This is a genomic window from Lentibacillus songyuanensis, assembly GCF_039548255.1.
GTDB classification, from domain to species: domain Bacteria; phylum Bacillota; class Bacilli; order Bacillales; family Amphibacillaceae; genus Lentibacillus_C; species Lentibacillus_C songyuanensis.
This window is the reverse complement of sequence record NZ_JBCLVH010000046.1, coordinates 1-6,248: the sequence shown is the minus strand read 5'-3', so window position 1 is coordinate 6,248 and position 6,248 is coordinate 1. Positions and strand designations below refer to the sequence as shown.

Below are 6,248 nucleotides of genomic sequence, written 5' to 3'. Positions count from 1 at the left end.
GCTACTTGATTTGGATCTTTTTCCACCTGTTCTTCGAACAGACAATGAATTGTTTTCTCTTTCGGATAAGGCATTTCTGTGTCATTGAATTCCACCAGCAGTTGATGTCTTTCCTGTTCTGTGAACATTTCTAATTCACAAATTTTTTGTTTGGGATGGGCCACCATTTCCTTTACAATCCGTATGAAATGTTGAGACATTCGCTGAATCGTTTCCCCAAGAAATAACGCTGTGCTATACTCGATTTCACACTCAATTTGTTTTTGCGTCTCTCTTGCAGATAGGGTTAAATCAAACTTAGAAATTCGATAATCTATTTCCCATGGCTCGACTTGTAATCCTTCCAGGTCAAGCAATCCTACGTCAAAGTTTTGCATGGTAAACATTGCCTGGAACAATGGATTGCGACTTGGATCTCTATCAAGAGTTAACTTTTCTACCAACAATTCAAATGGATAATCCGCATGATCATAAGCAGCAATTGCTTTATTCTTTACCTCTTGAATCAAATCTTCGGTTCGCTTTTGACCATCCGGATAGTTACGCATCACCAACGTGTTGACAAACATTCCTATCATCGATTGGACGTCTGGATGTGGTCTTCCAGCTACAGGCGTTCCAACTGAAATATCGGATTGATTGGTATACTTGTGTAATAAGACATTATATGCAGAGAGCAAAAGCATATACAGGGTCGTTCCTGTTTCGGAAGCCAATTGTTTAAGCGATTGGGTTATTTCTTCATCCAACACGAAGGCTAGATGACTTCCTTCAAAGCTTTGCATGCCTGGCCGTGGATAATCTGTAGGTAGTTCTAAAACCGGAACAGAATCTGAGAAGACATTTAACCAATAATTCTCTTGTTGTTTAAATCCTTCGGATTGTATCCACTGATCTTCCCATACTGCAAAATCTTTATAATGTATTTTAAGTTCTGGTAACATTTTTCCTTGATAGATACTGGATAAATCATTAAACAGTACACCCATGGACACACCATCCGATATGATGTGATGCATATCTATCAGTAGTAGGTGCTTTTGATCCCCTAGCCTAATCAATTCCGCACGGAATAACGGAGCCTTTTCCAAATTGAATGGCTGAATAAATTTATTCATTGCCTGCTGAATATTTTCTTCTGAGCCTTGGTTTACTTTCAATGTAAAGTCCATTTCTCGATGAACTATTTGAACCGGTTCCCCGTTTACCACTTCAAATGAAGTGCGAAGTGACTCATGGCGCCTTATAAGTTTCTGAATTGCTCGCTCCAAATGCTGATATTCCAGAGAACCTTCTAGGAGAAGTGCTCCCGGCATATTATAATGCATAGCACTTAAACCCATCTGTTGAAGTACATACATTCTCTTCTGCGCTGAAGACACAGGATAATACGAACGACCTGGAACTGGTTCAATCGTTTGACTTTCAACACGTTCTTGAATTTGCAAGTGACGAGCCAATTGTTTTACTGTTGGACGTTCAAAGATAATCCGTACAGGAATTTCAATCTGTAATTCCTTATGAATATTGGACATTAACTGGATTATTTTTAAAGAATGTCCCCCCAAGCTGAAGAAATTATCGGTCACCCCTATCTGTTCAACCCCCAACACTTCCCGCCATATCTTTACTAATCTCCTTTCTAGTTCTGTCGTTGGCACCACATATTCTTTGAATTGATCGGACCCAGCCGGTTTTGACAATGCCTTTCGATCTATTTTTCCATTTGAAGTCAACGGGATTCTATCCAATTCTTCAAGAAAGGATGGAACCATATAAGCAGGCAGCTTTTGACTTAAATAATCCCTAAGTTCCACACTTACAATCGGTTTTTTTAAAACCACATATGCACACAAAAATGTTTCATTTTCCCCTTCTTTCCAGTCCAGTACAGTTGCGTCTTTAACGTTTGGATGACCTAAAAGAGTACTCTCAATTTCGCCTAATTCAATCCGATATCCGCGAATCTTAACCTGCTGGTCAATCCGTCCTAGGAATTCAATATTTCCATCTGGCAAATAACGTGCTAAATCACCTGTTCGATACATCTTTTCCCCGGGAGAAAATGGATTTGGAACAAACTTTTCCTTCGTTAATCCAGGCTTGTTTAAATACCCACGTGCAAGTCCCTCTCCTCCAATACATAATTCTCCAAAAACCCCTATGGGTTGTAACTGCAGGCTATTATTCAGGATATATACACTCTTATTCCCCATTGGTTTTCCAATTGGAACTATGTTGTATTGGTCATTTTTAGTCGGTTTCCACATTGTAGCACCGATCGTAGTTTCCGTGGGTCCATACCCGTTTATATAGACATCCCTCCACGATTCTATCAAATCTCTAGAGCTTACATCTCCTACCGCAACAATATGCCTGATAGAATCTAAATTATTATTTAAATGTCTTAAATAAGCTGGCGGAAGGGTCAGAATAGTAATCTGGTTCTGATTTATATAGTTTTCAAAGTAATGATAGTCATAAATTACTTCCTTAGGAATAATGTACAAACTTGCTCCATTCAAGAGACATTTTGTTACTTCTTCAATAGATGCATCAAATGCAATACTAGCAAATTGTCCCATTCGATCCTTTTCTTTAATTTCCAGATGTTCTTTGAAGTGATAGACAAGGTTAGCTACTCCCTCATGCTCAACCATCACTCCTTTAGGTTTTCCGGTTGTTCCAGAGGTATAAATCACATAAGCCAAATTTCGAGAATGATTTATAGGCGTTAGATTTGATTTATCTATTCCTTCAAATTTCATCTTTATTACATCCAGGCATTTTCCATCCCACCGTACTTCTGGCAAAAGCTGGTCAATCACTTTTGTCTGGCTAAGTACGATCCTAGAGCCGCTGTCTTCAAGCATATAATCAATTCGCTCAGCCGGATATGCAGGATCAATCGGCAAATATGCTCCGCCCGCTTTTAAAATCCCCAGCATCCCCACAATCATATCTAGTGACCGTTCCATTAATAGGCCTACCCGATCTTCTGTTTTTACTCCCTGCTCTCTTAAGATGCGCGCTAAACGGTTTGCCTGCTCATTCAATTCTTTATAAGTAAGCTGTTTTTCTTTAAATACCACAGCTACTTGATTTGGATCTTTTTCCGCCTGTTCTTCGAACAGACAATGGATTGTTTTCTCTTTTGGATAAGGCATTTCTGTGTCATTGAATTCAACCAGCAGTTGATGTCTTTCCTGTTCTGTCAAAATATCTATTTGATTAACGTCAACATCTGGGTTATATAAAACAGTAGAAGCTACCTGTTTTATATGTTTTTCAATGGAAAAAATAAAGTTCTCATCATATAAATATTCATCATATGAAATTTTGACTTTGAGTGATTTTCCCGGGTATACTGCAATTGATAAAGGATAATTTGTTTGCTCTAAAGAGTTCAGGTCACTAATTTGTATATCCTGTACATCTCCCAATTCATTAGATAATGGGTAATTTTCAAACACAATAATATGGTCAAATAAATTTCGTTTGTGTACACTTTGTTCCTGTATTTTATAAAGAGGATAATAACTATATGTCCCTGAAGATGTAGCCTGTTCTTGTATATTAGTAGCAAATTCTCTAAAAGTATTACCTGATCCTATTCTAACTGGAATCGTATTAATGAATAAACCTACCATATTGTCAATACCCTCTACAAATGCTGTTCTTCCAGAATGAACAGCTCCAAAAATAACATCATCCTGGTTTGTATATCTTTGTAATAAAATACCCCAAATCGCCTGAAAAGTTGTATTAAGTGTTACCTTGAACTTTTTGCTTAATAGAATTAGATCCCGTGTCAACTTCTCTCCAATATTAAACTCGTAATATTTTTGTTTTCCATTACTTTCCTTGCAATAAATCTCAGAGGGTAGAGTTGCTTTTGTTTCATATCCATCTAAAAATTTTTTCCAGTAAGTTAAAGCCTTCTCATAATCCTGTTCTCCTAGCCAATCTATAAAATTTTTATAAGGGTTAGTTTTTTTCAATTGTAATGGCGTATCATTCTTTATAGATTCATAAATAGTAAAGAGCTCCTTAAGAACAATACCGAGACTCCACCCGTCTAACAAAATATGATGAAGGCTCCAAACTACTTTAAAATCCACATCATTTATCTTAAAAACAGCAAAGCGAATTAATGTGTCCTTTTCTAAATCAAATTTTTGTTTTCGATCTCCTGAGAGATATGATTTAATAAAGTTTGATGATTCCCCTTCTGTGAAATCAGATAAATCTTTAAAATCTATTCGTGCATCTTTATTATTTAATACGACCTGCTTCGGTTTTTTAACATTTTTATAGAAAAAGGTCGTCCTTAGAACCTCATGCCGGTTTATTAGTTGCTTAATAGCCCTCTCAAAAACATTTATATCCAAGAAACCTTTAATTGAAAAAGATATTTGTACAAAATATGCCTCAGTATTTTTTTGCAAGAGAGAGTGATATAACATTCCCTCTTGCATAGGTGATAAATCATAAATTTTCTCTATTTCAACTTGATCAGACATTGATATTCACTCCCTTTTAGCTTCAATCATGCTTCTCATATAATCCAGTTCCTCTAACGAAATATCTTTATCCCCGAGATCACTTGGAGTCTTTTCTGGCTCAGTCTTTTCTATACAGTGTTCAATTAGTCTTTCTAGATTTATTTGCAAATTTTGGGCGAGTTCTGAGATTGTCTCTTTATCATATTGCTTACTACTGTAATTAATTAAGAGAGTTAATTGCCTATTTAACACATACCCATTTATTTCCAAAGTATATTTTCTCTTCATATCAGGATTAATTGCTCTACCCGTCTGTAAAGAAGATATTTCAAACATCTGACCTTTATCTGTCTCACTCCCTCTATCAAATTGTCCTAAATAATTAAAAACAATTTCCGGAGAGAACTGATCTATATTGTCAACACCTGACCCACCTTTATTTAAATATTTCAATATACCATATCCTATACCCCGATTTGGTATATTTCTTAATGTTTCCTTAACATTTTTAATATAGTATGATAGTCTTTCTTCTGGAATTATATTAAAAGTTGGATCAGAAAAATTAAACACTACAGGAAAACAACTTGTAAACCAACCTATTGTACGATTAAAGCTAAATTCGTCATGAATCTCCTCTCTTCCATGACCTTCCAATAGAACCCCTATTTTATCAGTGCTTATCCATTCCTTTAAAGTTATACCTAAAGCTGTCAACAAAATATCATTAATTTCTGTATTATACGTATAATGGACTCGACTTAATAATTGCTTCGTTCTTTCTTTAGTTAAAGATATTATAATGTCATCAGAATCCTTAACCAAACTTCCTTCTATTTGTCTGTCCCTTGGAAGAGGCAAAAGTTTAGTCTCACAAATACCGTGCCAATAACCTATTTCCTTCTGAAGTTCTGTGCTTTTCGAATATATATTCAACACATTTGACCAATCCAGAAAGGAGTGTGTTTTTAATGGTAGTTCAACCAGGTATTGTTTCCCACCCTGTTTGTAACCGGTTTCAAAATCTTCTAATAGTATTCTCCAGGATACACCATCTATTACCAAATGATGGATTACAAATAATAAATAATCCCCATGTTTTGTTTTAAACAAGGTAATTTTCATTAGTGGCCCTTTAGAAATATTTAGACTACCTTGAGACTTATTAGCCTGATTTTCTATTTCTTCCGAAACATTCTTTTTATTGTTTAGATCACTTATATTGAAATCAAAGACATTACCTTTTTTAAATTCACGATTGATCTGAACCCATTTGTTTTTGTTCTTTATATAAATCATTCTTAAAGCATCGTGATGTTCTACTAATTTTTCTAGAACATGATTTACTAATGATTCTTCGAATCTTTGCGAGCTAAATAGCAACATTGATTGATTAAAGTGATTTAAATGCATCTGCTCTTGTTCAAAAAGTTCTATTTGAATAGGTGTTAAAGGCACTTCACCTTGAACTTGATTCTGATTTACTTTTTGTTTCTTTTCATTAATATAAGGAATTACTTTTTTTATAGTTGACGAATATAAGAGATGGTTCACACTAATTGTAAGACCTATCTTTTGCAGCATAGATGCTATTTGGATAGCTTTAATTGAATCTCCACCTAATTCGAAAAAGTGGTCAGTTACCCCTATCTGTCCAATCCCTAACACTTCCTGCCATATCTCTACTAATTTTTCTTCCAGCTCTGTTGTTGGTGCCACATATTCTTTTGACCGACTAGATAT

At 35.4% G+C, this 6,248-nt stretch carries 2 protein-coding genes; both read right to left on the bottom strand.

Annotation, left to right across the window (positions count from 1 at the left end; translation table 11 throughout):
* Nucleotides 1-4,523: amino acid adenylation domain-containing protein (locus WMZ97_RS21635; protein ID WP_343274139.1), on the bottom strand; the 4,523-nt coding region annotated here is incomplete at its 3' end.
* 6 nt (nucleotides 4,524-4,529) lie between these two features.
* A partial coding sequence (locus WMZ97_RS21630; RefSeq protein WP_343274138.1) for a condensation domain-containing protein occupies nucleotides 4,530-6,248 on the bottom strand: 1,719 nt, incomplete at its 5' end.